Origin of the sequence: Kaistia sp. MMO-174, from assembly GCF_037147815.1 — a bacterium.
Classification (GTDB): Bacteria; Pseudomonadota; Alphaproteobacteria; order Rhizobiales; family Kaistiaceae; genus Kaistia; species Kaistia nematophila.
This window is the reverse complement of sequence record NZ_JBBCUO010000002.1, coordinates 712,896-731,833: the sequence shown is the minus strand read 5'-3', so window position 1 is coordinate 731,833 and position 18,938 is coordinate 712,896. Positions and strand designations below refer to the sequence as shown.

The window sequence follows — 18,938 nt, the reverse complement described above, 5'->3', positions numbered from 1 at the left end:
GGGTATGGGTCACATGGACGTTCTCGAGCTTTTGGGCGCATTGCACAATGCCCTTCAACCCGGCGCCTCGGTCGAGGATACCGAGAGCTGGATGCAGGCATTCACCGTCATTCGCCGCGAGATGGAAGCCGATCCCAAGACCGACAAGTACGACATCGAGACGCTGGACGTGCTGGCCGGCAAGCTGGCCACGCTGATCGCCGAGCTCGAGGCCGGGCAGCGCGAGCCGGATTTCAAGCCCGCTCGCACCTGGGTGGCGGCTCTCGGCGCCTCGGTCCACCGCCGTCGCTCCTGAGCCGAGCCGGTGGTCGCAGGCCGGGCGAGGGAACTCGCGGGATGTCTACGGATTTGGACTAAGTTGAATTGTGTTCCCGACGGCCTTCGCTAACTTGGTTCTCATGAGCACCGCCCGCATCCTCTCCTACAACGTCCATGCCTGCGTCGGGATCGACAAGAAGTTGTCGCCGGAGCGCATCGCCCACGTCATCCAGGCCTGCGCGCCGGATATCGTAGCGCTGCAGGAGATCGACGTCGGCAGGCCGCGGAGCGGGCGGGTCGACCAGGCTCAGGTGCTGGCCGAAATGCTCGGGATGGAGGTGCGCTTCCATCCTTCGACGCGGATCGGCCCGGACGAGCATTATGGCGACGCGATCCTCACCCGGCTGCCCTATTCGATGAAGAAGATGGGCGTGCTGCCGGGCTTCCACGACCGCATCAAGGTCGAGCCGCGCGGCGCGCTCTGGGCCGCCGTGCAGGTCGGCGGGGTCGAGGTGCAGGTGGTGAACACGCATCTCGGCGTCTGGCCGCATGAGCAGATGCTGCAGCTTTCCACGCTCCTCGGGCCGGAATGGCTCGGTCATCCCGAGTGCCGAGAGCCGGTCGTCTTTCTCGGTGATTTCAACGCGCCTCCCGGACTTTCGCCATATCGTCGGCTCGCGTCGGAGTTTGTCGATGTGCAGAAGGTCTGGGGCGAGCGGAAGGCGAAGCCGACCTTTCCGGGACGACTGCCGACGCTCCGGATCGACCATGTGTGGCTGCGCGGCCGGGCGGCGGTCAAGAACGTCGAGGTCGTGCGCACGCCGCTTGCCCGTGTCGCCTCGGATCACCTGCCACTGGTGGTCGACCTCGATTTTCGCGCGCACGCCAAGCCCGCCGCGCCGCATGCCGCCATGGGCGCTGCCTGACGCTATCGCGAAGAGCGAGCCGATCGAATAAGAGCCCGGCTTCCGGTGTTTCTGAGTTCGCGACTTCTACTTGCCGGCCGCTAGCGTCCAGATCGTCCAGCGCGTGCGCCTCTTGTCCACGGGCGCCTTGCGATGATGCGACGACCCGCTTGTCGATGTCGGCAGGCAGCAGAGGTCGGTGACGAGGTCGTCGTAGCGGGACAGCTCGGATCGATTCATGCGACAGCATCATGGCGCCTGCGGCGAAGCTCGAGCCGAACTGCAGCGTACGCTTGCTCAAGGGCAGCTTCATGATCGAGTTGGCCATAGAACACCTCCCACGGCCCTAACCGCTCCAGTGCAACTATTGCACCGGCGCGTGGTTCCTCGGCCGAGGATGGAACGGCGACATATTAGAGCAGAATTCGGCCGTGTGAAGAAAGAGTCTTGACCTTTTGCGAAAAAATTCGGCGATTTGTCGAATCGCCGAATTTCAGGGCAATCGCAGGATCCGGCAGGGCGCTCCCTTGGCCGCCTCTGGCGCGAAAGGTGGGCGGATGATCAAGCAAAGGGCCTGCGCGAAGGTCGACAGCATCGAACTGTCCTGGCGCGGCAATGGCGTCGCGACGTGCCGGCCGTCCGGCAGGTCGACCAGGCTGGCGCGGACATAGTCCTGGCGGCGATCGTTGGCGCCGACCGGTCCGCCAAGTTCAGCCTGCTCGGTTTCATCGACGAGCGGCAGCCCGAGCAGTCGCTGGATCAGCGGCTTCAGGAACAGCAGTCCGCAGACCAGGCTGGAGACCGGATTGCCGGGCAGGCCCAGCACACGCATGGGGCCGAGCCGGCCGAACATCAGCGGCTTGCCGGGGCGCATGGCGATCTTCCAGAAATCGAGCTTCATGCCACGTTCGACCAGCACCTCGCGCACGAAGTCGTGCTCGCCGACCGAGGCGCCGCCCAGCGTCACCAGGATGTCGGCTCCGCTATCCATGGCGCGATCGATGGTGTCGGCAAGTGCCGCGCGATCGTCCGGCACGATGCCGAGATCGATGGCCGTGCCACCCAGAAGCTCGACCAAAGCCGCAATGCCGAAACTGTTGGAGGCCACGATCTGGTGCGGGCCGAGTTCAGAGCCGGGCGAAACCAGTTCGTCGCCGGTGGCGATGATGGCGACGCGCGGGCGGCGGCGGACGGGAACCGCGCCATGGTTGAGCGCGGCGGCGAGCGTCAGTTGGCGCATGCCGAGCCGGGCGCCAGGCGGGAGCAGGATATCGCCCTCGACGAAATCGAGGCCTTTGGCGCGGATATGCTGACGCGGACGAACTGTTTCTGTCGCGCGGATGCGGCCATCCGCTTCGACGACGGCATCTTCCTGCAGCAGGATGGCGTCGGCGCCGTCGGGAACCGGCGCGCCGGTGAAGATGCGCACCGTCTGGTCCGGGCCGACCGTGCCGGCGAAGGCGTGGCCGGCCGGCGCCGCGCCGATCTGGGTCAGCAAAACGGGCAGGGCGGCGACGTCGGCGGCGCGCACGGCATAGCCATCCATCGCGGAGACATCGAACGGTGGCTGCGTGCGCCTTGCGGCCAGGGGCTCCGCCAGGACACGGTTCAGCGCCGCGCCCAGGGGCACGGTCTCGGCCGAGGTCGGTTCGACGTCCTGCGTGACGCGGGCAATCGCGTCCCCGACCGGGAGAAGATCACCCGCCATCAGCCGGCGCTTTCGGATTCTGCGGTCCAGTCGCCGGACCGACCGCCCGTCTTTTCGATCAGGCGGATGCCGCCGATCGTCATGCCACGGTCGACGGCCTTGGCCATGTCGTAGATGGTGAGGCAGGCGACGGAAACGGCGGTCAGCGCCTCCATCTCGACGCCGGTGCGCTCGGCCACCTTGGTCGTCGCGCGGATGCGAAGGCCTGGCAGCGTGTCCTCGAACTCGATCTCGATCTTCACCTTCGACAGCATGATCGGATGGCAGAGCGGGATCAGCTCATGCGTCTTCTTCGCCGCCATGATGCCGGCGATCCGGGCGGTCGCGATGACATCGCCCTTGGCGGCCGTGCCGGAGCGGATGAGGTCGAGCGTCGCCGGCTGCATCGTCACTGTGCCTTCGGCGACCGCCGTGCGCTCAGTGATCGCCTTGGCCGAGACATCGACCATGTGCGCGGCGCCGGTCTCGTCCAGATGAGTGAGGCGAGGGGGCATCAGCCAAGCTCCTTGCGCATGAACAGGCGGTTTTCGAGCGGCAGACCCGAGAGTTCCTCGCCAGCATGCAACAGAAAGAAAGCCGGCGTCCAATCGTCCGGCAGCACTTCGAGGAAGCCGCGCCGCTCGTAGAAGGGACGGTTCCACGGCACGTCGCGGAAGGTGGCGAGCGTCAGCCGCGACAGGTCGCGCCGGCGGGCTTCGTGCTCGGCAGCGGCCAGCAGCGCCGCCGACGCCCTGGCCGCCATAAGCGGTAGCGACGGAGAGCTCGTAGATGTGCAGCGCGTCGTCGAGCCGGCCGGCCAGCAGGAAGCCGACCGGCGCATCGTCGCCCTCGGCCGCGCACAACACGACGCCATGCGCGAAAAGCGAGCGCAGGAAGGCTTCGCTGGTGGTGTCGCTGTCGGCGACCGCTGCGAGGCCGACCTCGCGAAAGCGCTGGCCGGCGTCGCGTTCGACCGTACGCAGCGACGGGCATTCGTCCGGGTGGGCCGGACGGATGGAGATGGTCATGATCAGGCCGATGCGCGGCCCAGAAGATGCGCGGTGGCCGCCGCCACATCCTCCTGCCGCATCAGGCTTTCGCCGACGAGATAGGTGCCGATGCGCGCCCGGCGCATGCGCGCGATGTCGTCCGGCGTGAATATGCCGCTCTCGCCGACAAGAATGCGGTCGTCCGGCACCAGCGGCGCCAGCCGTTCCGAGGTCTCTAGCGATACTTCGAAGGTGCGCAGGTTGCGGTTGTTGATGCCGAGCAGCGGCGAGGCGAGCTTCAGCGCCCGTTCCAGCTCGTCCTGGTCATGGGCCTCGAGCAGGACGTCCATGCCGAGCGACAGCGCCGTATCCTCGAGTGATTTCGCGACATCGTCCGAGACGCCGGCGAGGATGATCAGGATGCAGTCGGCGCCCCAGGCCCGCGCCTCGTAGACCTGATAGTCCTCGTAGAGGAAATCCTTGCGCAGCGCCGGCAGATCGACCGCCTCGCGGGCTGCGACAAGATAATCCGGCGAACCCTGGAAATAGGGCATGTCTGTCAGGACCGACAGGCAGGCGGCGCCGCCTGCCTTGTAGGCGCGCGCCAGCGACGGCGGGTCGAAATCCGGCCGGATCAGGCCCTTGGAGGGGCTGGCCTTCTTGATTTCGGCGATCAGCGCCGGCTCGCTGGCGGCGAGCTTTCTGCGGATGGCGTCGGCGAAGCCGCGCGCCGGCGGCTGGTCCTTGGCGCGGGCGACGATCTCGGCCATCGGCACCGCCGCCTTGGCGGCGGCGATCTCTTCGCGCTTGGTCGCTTCGATCTTCTGCAGGATATCGGTCATCGGCTTATCCGTTGGTGATCGCGACCAGGCGATCGAGGCGTTCGTGGGCGCGGCCCTCGTCGATCGAGGCGGCGGCGAGCGCCACCCCATCGGCCAGCGAGGCGGCGCGGCCGGCGACGATCAGCGCCGCGCCGGCATTCATCAGCACCGTGTCGCGATAGGCGCCGGGCTCGCCTTCGAGCAGGGCGCGCAGCGCCGCCGCGTTATGTTCGGCGTCGCCGCCGCGGATCGCCTCAACGGGCGAGACGGGAAGGCCGACCGAGCCAGGCTCGACCGTGAAGGTCTCCACCTTGCCGTTCTTGAGCGCGGCGACCTTCGTCGCGCCGGCCGTCGTGATCTCGTCGACGCCGCCGGCGCCATGTACCACCCAGGCGCTTTCCGATCCGAGCGCCGCCAGCACCTGCGCCACCGGTTCAACCCATTCTTCCGAATAGACGCCGACCAGCTGCCGCTTGACGCCGCCGGGATTGGAGAGCGGCCCGAGCAGGTTGAAGATTGTCCGCGTGCCGAGTTCGACACGGGCAGGGCCGACATGCTTCATCGCCGAATGATGCATCGGTGCGAACATGAAGCCGATGCCGGCCTCGCGGATGGCTCGGCCGATCTTCTCCGGCTGGATGTCAACGTTCACGCCGAGCGCCGCCAGCACGTCGGCGGCGCCGGATTTCGACGAGACAGCCCGGTTGCCATGCTTGGCGACCGGCACGCCCGCGCCCGCCACGACAAAAGCCGAGGCGGTCGAGATATTGTAGGTATGAGCTCCGTCGCCGCCCGTGCCGACGATGTCGATCGCGTCGGCCGGCGCGTCAACCGGCAGCATCTTGGATCGCATGGTCGCGACCGCGCCGGCGATCTCGTCGACGGTCTCGCCGCGTACGCGCAGCCCGATCAGGAAGCCGCCGATCTGCGCTGGCGTCGCCGACCCGGACATGATCACGTCGAAGGCCGATTCCGCCTCGGCCCGCTCGAGCGACTTGCCCGCGGCGATCTTGGCGATAAGGGATTTGAGGTCGGTCATTCTGCGATCTACCTCACGCGACCGACCGGGGAGTGCGGTTCTTCGCATTCCACTCGGCCGCCATGTCGAGGAAGTTCTTCAGCATCAGGTGCCCATGTTCGGAGGCGATGCTCTCCGGATGGAACTGCACGCCGTGCATCGGCAGGGTCTTGTGCATGGCGCCCATGACGACGCCGTCTTCCGACTCTGCCGTGATCTCCAGCACCGCCGGCATGGTCTCGCGCTTCACCGTCAGCGAGTGGTAGCGGGTGGCCTTGAACGGACCGTTGATGCCCCGGAACACGCTCTTGCCAGTGTGAGTGATGGTCGAGATCTTGCCGTGCATCTGGCTTGGCGCGCGGATGACATCGCCACCCATCGCCTGGCCGATCGCCTGGTGCCCGAGGCAGACGCCGAAGATCGGAATGGTGTCGCCGACCCGCTCGATCAGGTCGAGGCAGATGCCGGCCTCGTTTGGCGTGCAGGGGCCGGGTGAAAGCACGATCCCCTCGGGATCGAGGGCGATCACTTCCTCGACGGTGATCTTGTCGTTGCGCTTGATGATCAGCTTCGCGCCAAGCTCCCCCAGATAGTGGACGAGGTTGTAGGTGAAGCTGTCGTAGTTATCGATGACGAGAAAGGCCATGATGTCGTGTCCCTCCGCTTCGACTACTGTCCGCGACCAGCCTGAGAAGCGAACTTTACCGCTTCCTCAGCCGCACGGAAGAGCGCGCTCGCCTTGGCGACGCATTCCTGGTGTTCGCTCTCGGGCACCGAGTCCGCCACGATGCCCGCGCCAGCCTGCGCGTACATCTTGCCGTCCTTGACGATCGAGGTCCTGAGCACGATGCAGGTGTCCATCGCGCCGTCGGCGGAGAAATAGCCGACGCAGCCGGCATAGATGCCGCGCTTCTCGCCCTCGAGCTCGTCGATGATCTGCATGGCGCGGACCTTCGGCGCTCCCGAGACGGTGCCGGCCGGGAAGCCGGCCGCGAGCGCGTCCAGCATGTCGTATTCGGACGATAGCCGGCCGATCACATTCGAGACGATGTGCATGACCTGGCTGTAATATTCGAGGAAGAACTTGTCGGTGACCTTCACCGTGCCGATCTCGGCGACGCGGCCGACATCGTTACGGCCGAGGTCGAGCAGCATCAGGTGCTCGGCAAGCTCCTTCGGGTCGGCGAGGAGTTCCGCCGCCAGCGCCTTGTCGGCCTCCGGAGTGGCGCCGCGACGGCGCGTGCCCGCGATCGGGCGGATGGTGACCTCGCCATCTCGCACGCGGACGAGGATCTCCGGGCTCGATCCGGCGACCGCGAAGCCGCCGAAATCGAGGAAATACAGGAAGGGCGACGGGTTGGTCCGGCGCAACGCGCGGTAGAGCGCGAAGGGCGGCAGGCTGAACGGCGCCTCGAAGCGTTGCGACAGCACGACCTGGAAGATGTCGCCGGCGGCAATGTACTCCTTAGCCTTGGCGACCATCTCCAGATAGCGCTCATGCGTCGTGTTGGAGACGACCGGCACGTCGAGATCGATGTCCGAATGGGAGGCGCCGCGATTGAGCGGCCCTTCCAGCGTGTCGACCGCCGCCGTCAGCCGCTCGATCGCCCGGGCATGAGCCTGGGCGGCGGTGACGCCGGCCGCCGGCCGGATCGGGGTGACGAGGGTGATCTCGTCCTTGATCGCGTCGAAGATCACCATGACCGTCGGGCGCATCATGATCGCGTCGGGAACGCCGAGCGCGTCGGGATTGGGTGCGCCGAGCTCTTCCATCTGGCGGACCATGTCGTAGCCGAGATAGCCGAAGATGCCGGCCGACATCGGCGGCAGCGTCTTCGGAAGGTCGATATGCGACCGGGCGATCAGGTCGCGCAGCGCGTCGAGCGAGCGGCCTTCCAGCGGTGCGTATGCCTCTGGATCGGCGGCCGGCGTGACGTTGATTTCGGCGCGGTCACCGAAGGCGCGGAAGAGCAGGTCCGGCTCGATGCCGATCATCGAGTAACGGCCGCGGACGGCGCCGCCCTCGACCGATTCGAGCAGGAAGGTGTTCGACCTTCCGGCCGAGAGCTTGAGCATGGCGGAGACCGGGGTCTCCAAATCGGCAACCATTCGGGTCCAGACGACCTGCGCGCGCCCTTGTTCGTAGGCAGGCGAAATCGTCTCCAGCGACGGCTCGATCAACATGGTTTCAGTCCATCAGTTCGGGAAGGCTCCTGGAGCCTTGATTGGTGCGCGACGCGGTCGCGGCGATGACATTCCTCGTCCCGGCGTCAGCCGGAGGCGATCAACGCCATCGCCAGGTTTGCGTGCGCCGCCACCATGTCGCCGCGGCCTCATTTCCCGAGGACGGCCAGACGCGGGCCCCGGCGAGGGCCTGCGTTCCGTCGAAAGCGGCGCCGGCGGCCTGCGCAGGGCAGGGCCGACGGAACTGCGTATCGGGCAAATGGCTTGGCGACATTGTTTCCAATCAACCCTCAGATGGCGCTTGTGATCTGTTGCAGGACGCTCTGATTGACCGTCACGCCGAGCTGGCGCTGCAACTCGGCTACATATTGCTGCAGAAGATCGTTCTGCATGGCGTCGGCAAGCTGCTGCGTGATCTGGCCGCTGTCGCCACTGCCCTCAGTGTACGGGGTTTCGGTGACGTCCGCGACCTGCAACACGATCTGTTCGCCGTCCTGGGCGCCCGGAGCGACGTCGGCCGAGCCCTTCGGGCCGGCGAACGCGGCCTTGAGCGCTTCGGTCGAGAAGCTGTCGGCCGGACGCGAACTGCGGGTCTGCTTGTCGAGCGTCTGCACGGGCAGGTTCAGCGAGGTGGCGATCTGGTCGAGAGTCTCGCCCTTGCCGAGGCGATCCTTGGTGTCCTTGGCCTTGGCGATCAGCTTGTCGGTCGTGGCCTGCTTCTTCCAGGCCTCGATTACCTTATCCTTGACCTCGTCGAGCGGGCGGTCATGCGCTTCGTTGATGTCGGTGACGCTGAACCAGACATAGCCGCCATCCTCAGTCGGGATCGCGGCGTTGTCGATGCCCACATCGCTGGCGAAGGCATCCTTCAGCAGCTGCGCCTGTGCCGGGATGTCGGCGACCGCGTTGCCAGTGGCGTCCTTGCCGGTCTGGTCGACGGCGATCTTCTTCACCGTCAGTTTGTTGTTGGTGGCGATCTCGTCGAGCGAAGCTCCGCCAGCCCGGGCATCCTCAATCGAATCGCGCAGGCCGTTGATGTCCGCCTTGGCGGCATTCAGGGCCAGTTCCTTCTTCAGATCTGCCTTGACCTCGTCAAACGCCTTAACCGTCGCCGGAACGATGTCCGAGACATGGATGACGACCGGGCCGAAGCTGCCCTTGACGACGTCGCTGGAACCGTTCGCCGGAAGCGAGAAGGCGGCCTCGGCGACCTTGGGGTCGATCAGCTTGTCGCGGGTGATGACGCCGAGATCGCTGTCGCCAAGCTTCTTGCCGATGCCTTCGAGCATTGATTCGAACGATTCGCCGGCCTTGAGCTGGTCGGCCGCAGTCTGGGCGCTGCTCTCGTCCGCGAACACCGCCTGGAAGACATGGCGGGTTTCAGGCGTCGTGAAGCGCGCCTTTTCGGCGTCATAGGCCTTCTGGGCGTCGGCATCGGTGATGTCGTCCGGCCGCGCGACCTCGTCGGGACCGAGCTTGATCAGCGAGATCGAGCGCACTTCCGGCGCGCGCCAGTCCGCCTTGTTGTCATTGTAATAGCTGGTGAGCTCGTCGGCGTTCGGCGCCGGGATCTCGCCGACCAAAGAGGCGGGGAGAACGAGGTAGCGGATGTCCCGCTGCTCGGTCTGGTATTCGTGCAGGGCCTTGGCGAGCGCTTCCGGCGCGGTGGCGCCGCCCGAGATCGACTCGGCGATCTGCTGGCGCTTCTCCTGCGCGCGGCGCTCCAGGACGTAGGCGTCCTCGGTCATGCCGTTGTTGCGCAGCAGAGAGACGAAATAGTTGCGGTCGAAGGTGCCGCCGGCGCCCTTGAAGGCGGGGTCCTGGGCGATCTCGCGGATCAGCATGTCACGCGAAACGCCGATCGACAGGTCCTTGGCCTGGTCGTCGAGCGAAGCCTCGGTGACGAGGCGGCCGAGCACCTGGTTCGGAATGCCGAGCATCTTGGCCTGGTCCGGCGTGATCTGCTGGCCGACGCGCTGGCTCATCGCCTGCAGCTCGCGGCGATAGGCGCGATCGAAATTAACCGACGAGATATCCGTGCCGCCGACGCGGGCGACGGAATGCTTGCTGACACCATTGAAGACATCAGCGATGCCCCAGACAGCGAAACTCAGCACGAGCAGGCCGAGCAAGATCTGCGCTACCCAGCCGGCAGCGTATTTGCGCATCGTATTGAGCATCGACGTCCTCTAACGCGCGGGGGCTTTACCGGCCCCGCTTCGGGCGCGCGATCATAGAAAGGACCCCTCGCCGGGGCAAGGCGCGCGGTGACGGAACATCGAGCATACCTTCCGTCCGGGATTCCGCGGCCCCCGACAGCCGTCTGACCGCGGGTGCGATTCGGGCAGGTCCTTGACTTCGGCGCGCCGTCGCTATGCAAAAGAGCCAACAAGAATCCAAACACCGGAAATCAGGAAGCGTTCATGTCCAGCACCCAATCCCCGCGTCCGAAGCCGCTGATCGCCGGCAATTGGAAGATGAATGGACTGAAGGCCTCGGCGAGCGAGTTCGGCAATATCGTCGCGGGCTATGGTGCGGAGCTTCGGGGCAAGGTCGATCTGGCCATCTGCCCGCCCGCGACGCAGCTTGTGCCTTTCGCGGTCGTCGCGCTCGGAAGCCGCATCTCGATCGGCGGGCAGGATTGCCACGTCAAGGCGAGCGGAGCGCATACCGGCGACATCTCGGCCGAGATGATCGCCGATACCGGCGCGACCCATGTGATCGTCGGTCATTCGGAGCGCCGGACGGACCATTCCGAGACGGACGCGATCGTCCGTTCCAAGACGGAAGCCGCCTGGCGGGCCGATCTGGTGGCGATCCTCTGCATCGGAGAGACCGAAGCCGAGCGGCGCGGCGGCACCACGCTCGCCGTGGTCGACACGCAGCTCGCCGGGTCGATTCCCGACGGTGCGACGGCCGCCAATCTGGTTATCGCCTATGAGCCGGTCTGGGCCATCGGCACGGGTCTCACGCCGTCCAATGCCGACATCGCCGAGGTGCACGGCCATATCCGCCTGCGTCTCGTAGCGCGCTTTGGCGCTGAAGGCGCGCGCGTCCGCATTCTCTATGGCGGTTCGGTAAAGCCTTCCAACGCCGGCGAAATACTCAAGATTGCCGATGTCGACGGCGCGCTCGTCGGCGGCGCCAGCCTGAAGGCCGCTGACTTTCTCGGCATCGCCGCGGCCTATGCGTGACACGGCGTGCGGCTTGTCTCCGGCGTTCCGCTCTCCATATCAGGGGCGCGGCACTGGAAACCGCCAAAACGATCGTGTACAAGGCCGCCAGCTTTTTTGAATTCTGATCAGAGACATCGATGCAGACAGTCATCATCGTGATCCACCTCATGGTGGTCGTCGCGCTCGTCGCCGTTGTTTTGCTGCAGCGCTCCGAAGGCGGCGCGCTCGGTATCGGCGGCGGCGGCGGCTTCATGACGGCGCGCGGCTCGGCCAACGTGCTGACCCGTACGACGGCCATCCTGGCGGCGATCTTCTTCGTCACGTCGATGGGCCTTGCCCTGCTCAGCCGCTATGGTGAGCGGCCGGCCTCGATCCTCGACCAGATCCAGGGTCAGTCGACCTCGGCGCCGGCCGTTCCGGGCGGCTCGGGTCAGGGCATCCTGGATCAGCTGCCCGGCCAGAAGCCGGCGGCGACGCCTGCGGCTTCGACGCCGGCTCCGGCAACGGCTCCTGCTGGCGAGGCCGCTCCGGCCGGCGCTGCGGCACCGGCCGCGACGGAAGCCGCTCCGGCAACCCCGGCCCCGGCTGCACCGGCTCCGGCCGAGCCTGCCGCTCCGGCGGTGCCGAGTTCGCAGTAAAGCGCGTAAAGGCCCTTTTCCTTCGCGTCGCCGCGCGGTCCCGTGCGGCGACGTTTTATTTGGGGAAGGGGAGTTTGGTGAATGGAGGCTGGGTCGTCGTTCTGGCGCGACGGCTAGCCTTTGTCGTATGAAACGTTCGATCGGAAACTGAGGTAGAGGCCCATGGCGCGGTACGTATTCATAACCGGCGGTGTGGTTTCCTCGCTTGGCAAGGGCATCGCGTCCGCGGCGCTCGGAGCAATGCTCCAGTCGCGTGGATACAAGGTCCGCCTGAGGAAACTCGATCCCTACCTGAACGTCGATCCGGGCACGATGAGTCCGTATCAGCACGGTGAAGTCTTCGTCACCGACGACGGCGCCGAGACGGATCTCGACCTCGGCCACTATGAGCGCTTCACCGGGCGCCCGGCCTCGAAGGCCGATTCGGTCACCACCGGCAAGATCTACCAGGAGATCATCGCCAAGGAGCGCCGTGGCGATTATCTCGGCGGCACCGTGCAGGTGATTCCGCACGTCACCGACGCGATCAAGTCGTTCGTGCTCTCCGGCAACGACGATGTCGACTTCGTGCTCTGCGAGATCGGCGGCACGGTCGGCGACATCGAGGCGATGCCGTTCCTCGAGGCGATCCGGCAGCTCGGCAACGACCTACCGCGCGGCAATGTCGTCTATATCCACCTGACGCTGATGCCCTACATCCCGAGCGCGGGCGAGCTGAAGACCAAGCCGACGCAGCACTCGGTCAAGGAACTCCGCTCGATCGGCATCCAGCCCGACATCCTGCTCTGCCGTAGCGACCGCCCGATCCCCAAGGAAGAGCGCCGCAAGCTGTCGCTGTTCTGCAATGTGCGCGAATCGGCCGTCATCCAGGCGCTCGACGTCGCCCACATCTACGACGTGCCGACGAGCTACCATGCCGAAGGCCTCGACGACGAAGTGCTGGCCGCGTTCGGCATCACCGACGCGCAGCCGCCCGTCCTCGACAAGTGGAAGGCGTTGACCAACAAGATCCGCCATCCCGAGGGTGAGGTCACGATCGCGGTCGTCGGCAAGTACACGGGCCTCAAGGACGCCTACAAGTCGCTGATCGAGGCGCTACAGCACGGCGGCATCGCCAACACGGTCAAGGTCAACATCGACTGGATCGAGAGCGAGATCTTCGAGAAGGAAGATCCCGCGCCTTATCTGGAGCGCGTCAACGGCATCCTGGTGCCCGGCGGATTCGGCGAGCGCGGCTCGGAAGGCAAGATCAAGGCTGCCGGTTTCGCCCGTCGTCGCAACGTGCCCTATTTCGGCATCTGCTTCGGCATGCAGATGGCCGTCATCGAGGCGGCGCGGAGCCTGGCCGGCGTCCAGAAGGCGAGCTCGACCGAGTTCGGCCCGACCGACGAGCCGGTTGTCGGCCTGATGACCGAATGGCTCAAGGGCAACATGCTCGAGAAGCGCCATTCGGCCGGCGATCTCGGCGGTACGATGCGCCTCGGCGCCTATGAGGCGCATTTCGAGCCCGGTTCGAAGATTGCCGGCATCTATGGCGACACGACCGTGTTCGAGCGGCATCGCCACCGCTACGAGGTCAATATCGACTACAAGGACCGGCTCGAGGCCTGCGGCATGCATTTCGCCGGCATGTCGCCGGATGGCGTGCTGCCGGAGACGGTCGAACTGCGCGATCACCCGTGGTTCATCGGCGTTCAGTATCATCCCGAGCTGAAGTCGCGGCCGCTCGATCCGCATCCGCTGTTCGCCTCGTTCATTGCGGCGGCCATCGAACAGTCGCGCCTCGTCTGAGGCCGATTCCGGGTCGCCGGGGACGGCGACCCGTTTCGCCCCTCAGAATTGCCGTTCGGCTTCCGTGCGATGGCCTTGGATCCGCCGCGATCTCGGCGTGTCTTCTCGCCTGGCAGGTCGCGATCCCGCGTTGTCCGGCTAAGCGTCCTCGAAGGTCGCTCGACGCTGGCGGATCAAGGGTCGCATCGCCGACGCTTACGTTGTAAGGGTCTGGCCGCGCACGCCAGACCTCCAGGCACGGTGAAGAATGACGACTGAAACCAATTCGCATGTCTCCGCCGGCAAGGCGACCTTCGGCAATGACTTGCCGCTGACGCTGATCGCCGGCCCCTGCCAGCTGGAAAGCCGGCAGCATGCCTTCGACATGGCCGGCCGTCTCAAGGAGATGACCACCAGACTCGGTATTGGCTTCGTCTACAAGTCGTCTTTCGACAAGGCGAATCGCACCAGCATTTCCGGAAAGCGCGGCGCCGGCCTCGATGCGGCGCTGCCGATCTTCGCCGATATCAAGAAGGAATTCGACGTTCCCGTGCTGACCGATATCCATGAGCGCGAACAGTGCGCCGTGGTCGCCGAAGTCGTCGACATCCTGCAGATCCCGGCCTTCCTGTCCCGCCAGACCGACCTTCTCGTCGCGGCGGCCGAGACGGGCCGGGTGATCAACGTCAAGAAGGGCCAGTTTCTGGCGCCCTGGGACATGAAGAATGTCCTTGCCAAGCTGGTCGACAGCGGCAATCCGAACGTGCTCCTGACCGAGCGCGGTGCCAGCTTCGGTTACAACACGCTCGTCAGCGACATGCGTTCGCTGCCGATCATGGCGGCCATGGGCGCGCCGGTCGTCTTTGATGCCACCCATTCGGTGCAGCAGCCGGGCGGGCAGGGCTCGTCCTCGGGCGGCCAGCGCGAATTTGTCTCGGTTCTGGCGCGCGCCGCCGTCGCGGTCGGTGTCGCCGGCGTTTTCATCGAGACCCACCAGGATCCGGACAACGCACCGTCCGACGGCCCGAACATGATCCAGATCGACGACCTGCCGGCGCTGCTGGAGCGCCTGATGGCCTTTGACCGGCTTGCGAAGGGATAGGGCTCGCCCCGTCGTTTCGAAGCGACTTGCGGGATGATGTGAAACGAACGCAGGATGTTCTCCTGCGCCCACTCTGGAAGAGCCCAGCCCGATGGACCCGAACGAACTCGTAGTCATTCTCGATCGGGCGATCTCCAACCTTCCGGATCCGTCCGCCGATGGGCGTCGACGCGTCTATGAGAGGGTCGAGCGCACGATCCGAGCCACTTGCACGCCCGAGGGCGGCGAGATGGACATGGAGCGCTATCAGGCGCTTCGGCGGGATCTCGGCGCCGCGATCGCTATCATAGAGCAGCAGCGGCGTAGCCCCTCGCTCAAGCGACCGCCGACGCCGTCGACCGCTCCAGCGAGCGTCGTCCCTCCTGCTGCTGCGGCTGCGCCGCCGCCACCGTCGTCCGGTTCCACCGCGCCGGCAAGATCAATGGCACCGGCAAATCCGGCCGCTCCGGACCGTTCCGCTGCCGCGAAGCCAGCTCCGGCCGAGGCGCGTCCGGCTCCGGCTTCGGCGCCCCGCGCGGCCGCCAGCCACCCGGCTGCAAGCCTCAGCCATGAGGTCTCCATTTCCGTCGCTCCGGCACCGCCCGAAGAACTGGTCGAGCCCGATGCCGAGGACGACGGCGCTTCGCCGCGCTGGCTGAAGCGGATCGGCATTGGCGCAGCCGTGACTGCGGTTGCGCTCGGCGTCGTGATCGCCGCCTTGCCGGGTGGACCGCTGCGCAGCCTGCTATCGAGCACCAGTTCCAGCGCACCGCCTGCCGCAAACGAGCCGACTCCGGCGCCTGCCGCCAGCGAGCCTCCGGCCGATCCCTTTGCCGGAGCGCCGGCACCGCAGCCGCCCGTGGTCGCCGAGGATCGTCCGGCGCCGAGCGAGCCGGCGCCCGGATCCGACAGTCCGCCGACCGACAACACCACCGCTTTCGCGCCCATGCCTGCGCAACCCGGCGTTCCGCGCGTGACCGACGTCAAGGTCTCGATCATGAACGGCGCCTCGGAATGGCGGACCGAGCGGCTGACAGGCTACGAGGACAAGCCGAGCGGGCCGCAGATGATGGCGATCGCGCAGGACCGCGACAAGCCGCTGATGGTGTCGGTCTATTGCGATACGCCGGAACTCACCGTGTTCCGCGTCGCCTATGGCACCGATACGGGCACGCTCCGGCAGGAGATCGGCGAGCGCGGCAGCATGGACGGCATCCAGCGCCAGCGGATCCAGGTCAAGACGGATCGCAATGAAGGCTTCGCCGGCGACTTCCTGGCCCTGACGAACCACACATGGGGCATTCGCCTCGCGCCGGAGAATGTCGAGACGCTGCGCTCCGGCAAGGAGATCGAGATCTCGATCGGCGATTCGGTTGCCGGCACGGTGTCGCTGAGCGGCGCGAGCCCGGCGATCGACGAGGCGCTCCACGGCGGCGCCTGCATCTGACGCCTCGGCCGCGCGTCAGCCGCGGCCGCGATAGGGCGCGACGCCCTGGTCCGGTAGCCAGATGTTCGCCGGCACCGGGCCGCTCTGCCAGAAGACGTCGATCGGGATGCCGCCGCGCGGATACCAGTAGCCGCCGATGCGCAGCCAGTGCGGGTCGAGCAGATCGACGAGGCGCTTGGCGATGTCGATCGTGCAGCCTTCATGGAAGGCGCCGTGATTGCGGAAGGCGTGCAGATAGAGCTTCAGCGACTTCGATTCGACCAGCCAGTCCTTCGGCACGTAGTCGATGACGAGGTGCGCGAAATCGGGCTGGCCGGTAACCGGGCAGAGCGAGGTGAATTCGGGCGCGGTGAAGCGAGCGACATAGAGCGTGTCCGGATGCGGATTGGGCACGCGGTCGAGGACCGCTTTTTCCGGGGTTGCCGCCGCGCCGACGCTTCGGCCGAGTTGCAGTTCCTGTTCGGTCATCATCATCTCTCCAGACCGGGCCTGGCGTCAGCAGGGCGCCAGAAGCTCGCGCGTGTCGCGGTTGAAGCGCCAGGCGGAGAAGCCGCTCATCTCCGTGCCGCCCCACCAGCGCCTGATGCCATTGGTCGATATATGGTCCTGCTCGCCGGAAAGGATGTCCTCGCCGACCAGGGTCAGCCGCAGCGGCGCGGTGACATATTCGGCGTGTATTTCCGAATCGGCGTGCGAATAAGGCGCGTGCAGCCCTTCGATCAGCGGGAAGTCGCAGAAGGCGAGTGAATCGATCACCGCGTAGAACGGCCACGTTCCCATGAAGGCAGCTTCCTCGGCTGTTCGCGCCTGGTGGAACAGGGCTGCGGCCGACATGTCTTCGAGCCCGAGCGAATCGAGCAGGCGCATTTCGGTGCGGTTGAGGCCGGTCTTCGGCTGCGGCAGTTCCTCGAGGAAGCGCGCCAGCGCCTGCTGCAGAAACGGGAAGCCCTTGATCGGCCGCAATGCCCGCTTGGCGATCAACTCCGGCGTTGGCGCCGTCAGCTCGCTCCAGACGGTCGCCGCCATGTCCAGCATCGCCTGGTTGACGCGCACGCCGTCGATCGCGAAGCGCATTACCGTATCGGGCCGCTCCATCGCGAAGAAGCTGTCGGCCTGGACGATGACGATCCCCTGCGTGCGCCCTTCCTTGGCGAAGAAATCGAGGATCTGCAGCAATTGCAGCTGATCGTAGAGGTCGTGCTCGAACCAGAGCTCGACGCGGTCGAATTCGGCATGGCGGCGCATGACGGCGTCTCGCTCGGCGAATGTCGCGGCCACCGTCTCGGGATCGAAGTTGAACGCTTCGGCAAGATGCTCGGCCCGGACGGCAGAGACGGCTTCCAGCGTATCGAGCGGCGGGATCGGACCGTCATGCAGCGCATCGCGCCACGGCATGATGATGGCGCGGCTGCCGGCGGCGGTGAGGAGGTCGACGGTCTGGTCGCCGTCGGTGATGAGAAGCGTCGTCATTCCGTCTTCATCATCCGATGCGAGACGGAAGGCAATCGAAACTGCGCGGTCCGCGCGCTTTCGCGGCTCGACCGCGCACTTCCGCATCGGAACTCGACAGTTTCGCGCACTTCCTCTTCCGCCTTCATGCGCGGCAGGCTAGAAGCTGCGAGACCTTCGCGTCCCGTCCGAGAACAAGGATTTCCGCATGACCGCCATCATCGATATCACTGCCCGCCAGATCCTCGACAGCCGTGGCAATCCGACGGTCGAAGTCGACGTTTTGCTGGAGGATGGCTCGCTTGGCCGCGCCGCGGTTCCCTCGGGCGCCTCGACCGGCGCGCATGAGGCCGTCGAGCTGCGCGACGGCGACAAGTCCAAGTATCAGGGCAAGGGCGTGCTGAAGGCGGTCGAGGCCGTCAACGGCGAGATCTTCGACGCGATCGGCGGCATGGAAGCCGAAGACCAGGCGATAATCGACGGCACGATGATCGAGCTCGACGGCACGCCGAACAAGGCCCGCCTCGGCGCCAACGCCATCCTCGGCGTTTCGCTGGCGCTCGCCAAGGCGGCGGCCTCCGCTGCCGACCAGCCGCTCTATCGCTATGTCGGCGGCGTCAACGCCAAGGTCCTGCCAGTGCCGATGATGAACATCATCAATGGCGGCGCCCATGCCGACAATCCGATCGATTTCCAGGAATTCATGATTCTGCCGGTCGGCGCGCCGACGCTGGCCGAGGCCGTCCGTTGGGGCTCGGAAGTGTTCCACACGCTGAAGAAGGCGCTCAAGGACGCTGGCCACAACACCAATGTCGGCGACGAGGGCGGCTTCGCCCCGAACCTGCCTTCGGCGACGGCTGCGCTCGATTTCGTCGCCAAGTCGATCGAGAAGGCCGGTTTCCGCCTCGGTGAGGACATCTATCTCGGCCTCGATTGCGCCGCGACCGAGTTCTTCAAGGACGGCAAGTACAACTATGAGGGTGAGGGCGTCGTCCGCACCATCGAGCAGCAGATCGACTACCTGGCCGATCTCGCCTCCAAGTTCCCGATCATCTCGATCGAGGACGGCATGAGCGAGGACGACTGGGCTGGCTGGAAGGGCCTGACCGACAAGATCGGCAACAAGGTGCAGCTCGTCGGTGACGACCTCTTCGTCACCAACACCAAGCGCCTGTCGCAGGGCATCAAGTCCGGCACCGCCAACTCGATCCTCGTCAAGGTCAACCAGATCGGCTCGCTGACCGAGACGCTCGACGCCGTGTCGATGGCGCACCGCGCCGGCTACACCGCAGTGATGTCGCATCGTTCGGGCGAGACCGAGGATTCGACCATTGCCGATCTCGCGGTCGCCACCAACTGCGGCCAGATCAAGACCGGCTCGCTGGCCCGTTCGGACCGGACCGCCAAGTACAACCAGCTGATCCGCATCGAGGAGCAGCTCGGCGTGCAGGCCGAATATGCTGGCCGCAGCATCCTGAAGGGCTGACGAACTCTTCTCGCCCGCGCTATGCGCAG

19 protein-coding genes are annotated in these 18,938 nt (G+C 66.1%); 8 read left to right on the top strand and 11 right to left on the bottom strand.

The annotated features are described in order from the left end of the window. The first annotated feature begins 13 nt into the window (after nucleotides 1-13). Nucleotides 14-295, top strand: a complete 282-nt coding sequence (locus WFK98_RS09395) for a hypothetical protein (RefSeq protein ID WP_336800040.1) — start codon at nucleotides 14-16, stop codon at nucleotides 293-295. 103 nt (nucleotides 296-398) lie between these two features. Beyond that, nucleotides 399-1,184: an endonuclease/exonuclease/phosphatase family protein gene (locus tag WFK98_RS09390; RefSeq protein ID WP_336800039.1), complete on the top strand. Its 786-nt coding sequence runs from the start codon at nucleotides 399-401 to the stop codon at nucleotides 1,182-1,184. 66 nt (nucleotides 1,185-1,250) lie between these two features. On the opposite strand, the gene WFK98_RS09385 is transcribed toward WFK98_RS09390, so the two are convergent. The 9 genes from WFK98_RS09385 to WFK98_RS09345 form a co-directional block, all read right to left on the bottom strand. Next, nucleotides 1,251-1,403, bottom strand: coding sequence for a hypothetical protein (locus WFK98_RS09385; RefSeq protein ID WP_336800038.1), 153 nt, complete (start codon nucleotides 1,401-1,403; stop codon nucleotides 1,251-1,253). 253 nt (nucleotides 1,404-1,656) lie between these two features. After that, entirely contained in the window at nucleotides 1,657-2,871 is a 1,215-nt protein-coding gene (locus tag WFK98_RS09380) for a molybdopterin molybdotransferase MoeA (protein ID WP_336800037.1), read from the bottom strand. Continuing rightward, nucleotides 2,871-3,365, bottom strand: coding sequence for a cyclic pyranopterin monophosphate synthase MoaC (gene moaC, locus WFK98_RS09375; protein WP_266337744.1), 495 nt, complete (start codon nucleotides 3,363-3,365; stop codon nucleotides 2,871-2,873). The genes WFK98_RS09380 and moaC overlap by 1 nt, the downstream gene beginning before the upstream one ends. Next, nucleotides 3,365-3,613, bottom strand: coding sequence for a GNAT family N-acetyltransferase (locus WFK98_RS09370; RefSeq protein ID WP_336800036.1), 249 nt, complete (start codon nucleotides 3,611-3,613; stop codon nucleotides 3,365-3,367). The genes moaC and WFK98_RS09370 overlap by 1 nt, the downstream gene beginning before the upstream one ends. 267 nt (nucleotides 3,614-3,880) lie before the next feature. Then, the gene (gene trpC, locus WFK98_RS09365) at nucleotides 3,881-4,681 is read right to left on the bottom strand and encodes an indole-3-glycerol phosphate synthase TrpC (RefSeq protein ID WP_336800035.1); all 801 of its coding nucleotides are present in this window, start codon (nucleotides 4,679-4,681) and stop codon (nucleotides 3,881-3,883) included. Between the two features lie 4 nt (nucleotides 4,682-4,685). After that, nucleotides 4,686-5,699, bottom strand: a complete 1,014-nt coding sequence (trpD, locus tag WFK98_RS09360; RefSeq protein WP_336800034.1) for an anthranilate phosphoribosyltransferase — start codon at nucleotides 5,697-5,699, stop codon at nucleotides 4,686-4,688. A gap of 13 nt (nucleotides 5,700-5,712) precedes the next feature. Further along, the gene (locus tag WFK98_RS09355; RefSeq protein ID WP_266337740.1) at nucleotides 5,713-6,324 is read right to left on the bottom strand and encodes an anthranilate synthase component II; all 612 of its coding nucleotides are present in this window, start codon (nucleotides 6,322-6,324) and stop codon (nucleotides 5,713-5,715) included. A gap of 23 nt (nucleotides 6,325-6,347) precedes the next feature. After that, nucleotides 6,348-7,862: an anthranilate synthase component I gene (gene trpE, locus WFK98_RS09350; RefSeq protein WP_336800033.1), complete on the bottom strand. Its 1,515-nt coding sequence runs from the start codon at nucleotides 7,860-7,862 to the stop codon at nucleotides 6,348-6,350. Nucleotides 7,863-8,152: 290 nt separating this feature from the next. Beyond that, nucleotides 8,153-10,042, bottom strand: coding sequence for a SurA N-terminal domain-containing protein (locus WFK98_RS09345; RefSeq protein WP_336800032.1), 1,890 nt, complete (start codon nucleotides 10,040-10,042; stop codon nucleotides 8,153-8,155). Between the two features lie 243 nt (nucleotides 10,043-10,285). On the opposite strand from WFK98_RS09345, the gene tpiA reads away from it, so the two are divergent. The 5 genes from tpiA (at nucleotide 10,286) to WFK98_RS09320 (ending at nucleotide 15,974) form a co-directional block, all read left to right on the top strand. Beyond that, nucleotides 10,286-11,056 (top strand): triose-phosphate isomerase, encoded by a 771-nt coding sequence (tpiA, locus tag WFK98_RS09340; protein ID WP_336800031.1) that lies wholly within the window; start codon nucleotides 10,286-10,288, stop codon nucleotides 11,054-11,056. A gap of 119 nt (nucleotides 11,057-11,175) precedes the next feature. Further along, nucleotides 11,176-11,676: a preprotein translocase subunit SecG gene (gene secG, locus WFK98_RS09335; protein ID WP_336800030.1), complete on the top strand. Its 501-nt coding sequence runs from the start codon at nucleotides 11,176-11,178 to the stop codon at nucleotides 11,674-11,676. 162 nt (nucleotides 11,677-11,838) lie between these two features. Next, the gene (locus WFK98_RS09330; protein WP_266337735.1) at nucleotides 11,839-13,467 is read left to right on the top strand and encodes a CTP synthase; all 1,629 of its coding nucleotides are present in this window, start codon (nucleotides 11,839-11,841) and stop codon (nucleotides 13,465-13,467) included. Between the two features lie 247 nt (nucleotides 13,468-13,714). Further along, on the top strand, nucleotides 13,715-14,548 hold the full coding sequence (kdsA, locus tag WFK98_RS09325; protein ID WP_336800029.1) for a 3-deoxy-8-phosphooctulonate synthase: 834 nt from the start codon (nucleotides 13,715-13,717) through the stop codon (nucleotides 14,546-14,548). Nucleotides 14,549-14,969: 421 nt separating this feature from the next. Next, nucleotides 14,970-15,974, top strand: coding sequence for a hypothetical protein (locus WFK98_RS09320; protein ID WP_336800028.1), 1,005 nt, complete (start codon nucleotides 14,970-14,972; stop codon nucleotides 15,972-15,974). Nucleotides 15,975-15,989: 15 nt separating this feature from the next. Here the strand turns inward: WFK98_RS09320 and queF are convergent, their stop codons facing one another. After that, a complete protein-coding gene (gene queF, locus WFK98_RS09315; RefSeq protein ID WP_336800027.1) occupies nucleotides 15,990-16,442 on the bottom strand; it encodes a preQ(1) synthase in 453 nt (150 codons plus the stop codon). A 27-nt stretch (nucleotides 16,443-16,469) separates the two neighbouring features. Further along, nucleotides 16,470-17,444, bottom strand: a complete 975-nt coding sequence (locus tag WFK98_RS09310) for a hypothetical protein (protein WP_336800026.1) — start codon at nucleotides 17,442-17,444, stop codon at nucleotides 16,470-16,472. A 187-nt stretch (nucleotides 17,445-17,631) separates the two neighbouring features. Here WFK98_RS09310 and eno point away from each other — a divergent pair, with 187 nt between their 5' ends. Then, nucleotides 17,632-18,909: a phosphopyruvate hydratase gene (eno, locus tag WFK98_RS09305; RefSeq protein WP_336800025.1), complete on the top strand. Its 1,278-nt coding sequence runs from the start codon at nucleotides 17,632-17,634 to the stop codon at nucleotides 18,907-18,909. The last annotated feature ends 29 nt before the right edge of the window (nucleotides 18,910-18,938 follow it).

What these genes read in the sequence shown, in the direction of transcription:
- trpD (WP_336800034.1), bottom strand. Translation starts at nt 5,699, where the DNA reads ATGACCGACCTCAAATCCCTTATCGCCAAGATCGCCGCGGGCAAGTCG.
- trpE (WP_336800033.1), bottom strand. Translation starts at nt 7,862, where the DNA reads ATGTTGATCGAGCCGTCGCTGGAGACGATTTCGCCTGCCTACGAACAA.
- WFK98_RS09395 (WP_336800040.1), top strand. Translation starts at nt 14, where the DNA reads ATGGACGTTCTCGAGCTTTTGGGCGCATTGCACAATGCCCTTCAACCC.
- moaC (WP_266337744.1), bottom strand. Translation starts at nt 3,365, where the DNA reads ATGCCCCCTCGCCTCACTCATCTGGACGAGACCGGCGCCGCGCACATG.
- trpC (WP_336800035.1), bottom strand. Translation starts at nt 4,681, where the DNA reads ATGACCGATATCCTGCAGAAGATCGAAGCGACCAAGCGCGAAGAGATC.
- WFK98_RS09390 (WP_336800039.1), top strand. Translation starts at nt 399, where the DNA reads ATGAGCACCGCCCGCATCCTCTCCTACAACGTCCATGCCTGCGTCGGG.
- WFK98_RS09380 (WP_336800037.1), bottom strand. Translation starts at nt 2,871, where the DNA reads ATGGCGGGTGATCTTCTCCCGGTCGGGGACGCGATTGCCCGCGTCACG.
- WFK98_RS09385 (WP_336800038.1), bottom strand. Translation starts at nt 1,403, where the DNA reads ATGAATCGATCCGAGCTGTCCCGCTACGACGACCTCGTCACCGACCTC.
- WFK98_RS09310 (WP_336800026.1), bottom strand. Translation starts at nt 17,444, where the DNA reads ATGACGACGCTTCTCATCACCGACGGCGACCAGACCGTCGACCTCCTC.
- secG (WP_336800030.1), top strand. Translation starts at nt 11,176, where the DNA reads ATGCAGACAGTCATCATCGTGATCCACCTCATGGTGGTCGTCGCGCTC.
- WFK98_RS09370 (WP_336800036.1), bottom strand. Translation starts at nt 3,613, where the DNA reads ATGGCGGCCAGGGCGTCGGCGGCGCTGCTGGCCGCTGCCGAGCACGAA.
- kdsA (WP_336800029.1), top strand. Translation starts at nt 13,715, where the DNA reads ATGACGACTGAAACCAATTCGCATGTCTCCGCCGGCAAGGCGACCTTC.
- WFK98_RS09355 (WP_266337740.1), bottom strand. Translation starts at nt 6,324, where the DNA reads ATGGCCTTTCTCGTCATCGATAACTACGACAGCTTCACCTACAACCTC.
- WFK98_RS09320 (WP_336800028.1), top strand. Translation starts at nt 14,970, where the DNA reads ATGGCACCGGCAAATCCGGCCGCTCCGGACCGTTCCGCTGCCGCGAAG.
- tpiA (WP_336800031.1), top strand. Translation starts at nt 10,286, where the DNA reads ATGTCCAGCACCCAATCCCCGCGTCCGAAGCCGCTGATCGCCGGCAAT.
- WFK98_RS09330 (WP_266337735.1), top strand. Translation starts at nt 11,839, where the DNA reads ATGGCGCGGTACGTATTCATAACCGGCGGTGTGGTTTCCTCGCTTGGC.
- WFK98_RS09345 (WP_336800032.1), bottom strand. Translation starts at nt 10,042, where the DNA reads ATGCTCAATACGATGCGCAAATACGCTGCCGGCTGGGTAGCGCAGATC.
- eno (WP_336800025.1), top strand. Translation starts at nt 17,632, where the DNA reads ATGACCGCCATCATCGATATCACTGCCCGCCAGATCCTCGACAGCCGT.
- queF (WP_336800027.1), bottom strand. Translation starts at nt 16,442, where the DNA reads ATGACCGAACAGGAACTGCAACTCGGCCGAAGCGTCGGCGCGGCGGCA.